Annotated in this window: 2 protein-coding genes; both read right to left on the bottom strand. The window is 65.3% G+C overall.

The window, feature by feature from the left end:
• Window positions 1-75 precede the first annotated feature (75 nt).
• Entirely contained in the window at window positions 76-1,413 is a 1,338-nt protein-coding gene (locus EN780_RS33035; RefSeq protein ID WP_127310827.1) for a sugar ABC transporter substrate-binding protein, read from the bottom strand.
• 63 nt (window positions 1,414-1,476) lie between these two features.
• Window positions 1,477-1,944, bottom strand: a 468-nt coding sequence (locus EN780_RS33030; protein WP_133372836.1) for a GntR family transcriptional regulator, incomplete at its 5' end; no start/stop codon positions are given.

Here is a 1,944-nt window from a genome sequence, read left to right as displayed (position 1 = left end):
GAGCCAGACGCACCGTCTGGCTCCCTTCCATGGCTTCCATCGTCACCCCGGTCCGTTCTGGGGTGGTGGCGGACATCAGCCTTGCTCGCTCCGGTCCAGGACCGGCTGGAACTGGTCGGTGGCCTTCTTCAGCTCTTCCGCCGGATCGGCGCCGGCGATCATGTTGCTCAGCGCCACGCCATAGATGTCACGGAACTCGGTGACCGGGATGATGACCGGCAGCGCCAGCCGGCTGACATTGCCGGAGCCGACCACGGCGTCGAGCCAGCTTGCCGGCATGGTGACGCCCTCGCGCACCTTGGGATCCTCCAGCACCGATTTGCGGAACGGCACGCCGGCGCCGGCCTGCAAGAGACGCGCGCCCATGGCCGGCGACACCGCCCATTGGCAGAACAGATAGGCCGCTTCCTTCTTCTCGCTGGCGGCGGTGACGCCGATGCCGTCGCCGAACGTGCCCGAGGCATGCGCCTTGGGGCCCTTCGGCATGACGCCGTAGCCGACCTTGCCGACGACCCGCGACTTTTCAGGATTTTCCATCGGCGGCGCGAACCCGACGCCGTCGAACCACATGCCGATCTTGCCCTGCAGGAAGGCCGACTGCGCCTCGGCCCAGTTGAAACCGGTGACGCCGGGAGGCGCCGATTTGGTCATCAGCCGCTGGTAGAGGCCGGCCGCTTCGACCGCCTCGGGAGACAGCGTGCGCAGCTTGCCCTCGGCATCGAGCGGCGTCATGTCGTAGCCCAGCATCAGCGACGTCCACACCGGTGTGTTGGCGTTCTTCAGCCCGCGGGCGACGAAGCCATAGGTGTTGGCCGAAGGATCGGTCAGCGCCTCGGCCGCCGCCACCAGCTGCTCGAAGGTCTCGGGATATTTCAGCCCCTTGGCCTCGAACAGTTCCTTGTTCCAGTAGACGATCCAGTAGTCGACCGAGAACGGCAGCGAGCGCAGCACGCCTTGCGTATCCTTGGCGAAGACCATGCCGGCATCGGCGAAGTCGCTCTCGACCAGTGCCGGATCGGTGAGCGTCGGATCGGCGAGATAGCCGGAGATGTCGGCCAGCCAGCCGCCCTTCTCGAACTGCCGCTTCTGCACGTGGTAGCTGAGATGCACGACGTCGAAGCTCGGCTTGCCTGAGCTGAGCTCGATCACCGTCTTCTGGCGCTGCTGCTGTTCGGGCGTCGCCTCGGCATTGACCTTGATGCCGGTCAGTTCCTCGAACTCGCCGATATATTTTATCAGCGTGTCGCTGCGCGGGCTCTTGACCAGATTGACGTCGAGCGTGGTGCCGGAAAAGCGCTTCCAATCGACGCCGGCGGCAAAGCTGGGGCGCAAGCCGGCGAAGCCGGCGGCGGCAAGAGCGGCTGTTCCGGCAAGCAGTTGCCTTCTGGTTGGGGTGAACGGATTGGACGACATTTCTTCCTCCCGGGGTTGCTGTCGTTGTGGATTGCGCCGCTGCGGCGGCGCGGCTCATTTCCCTCAGATCTGCAGCGCCAGCCGGCGCGCATTGTCGATGTGCAGACTGATCGCCTCGACCGCCTTTTGCGGGTTGCGGCTTTCCATCGCCTCGATCACCGCCAGGTGCTCGCGCATGACCGGCACGACGCGGCCGTCGATGCGGAACCTCTCCTGATGGATCAGCCGGATCTTCACCGAATTGACCAGATAGGCCTTGGCGATGATTTCGTTGTCGAGCGCGTCGATGAAGGTGTCGTGCATCGCCCAGTCGATGGTCTGTGCCCTGGCTTCCATCTCCGGCGTCGCCGGCTGCGCCAGCGCCTCGGCAAGCATCTCCTCATGCTCGCGCCGCAAACGGGCGAGCTCCGCATCGGCGGCGCTGACGGTGAACAGCGCCACCGCCTCGCGCTCCATGAACAGGCGGAACTGGAAGGCCTCGCGGATCAGGTTGATGTCGATATGGGCGATCTGCATGCCGCGCTGCGGAAT

This window comes from Mesorhizobium sp. M4B.F.Ca.ET.089.01.1.1 (assembly GCF_004022605.1).
In the GTDB taxonomy this organism is placed as follows: domain Bacteria; phylum Pseudomonadota; class Alphaproteobacteria; order Rhizobiales; family Rhizobiaceae; genus Mesorhizobium; species Mesorhizobium abyssinicae.
Note: the sequence above shows the minus strand (reverse complement) of the source record. Positions and strands in the feature narration are given on the sequence as shown.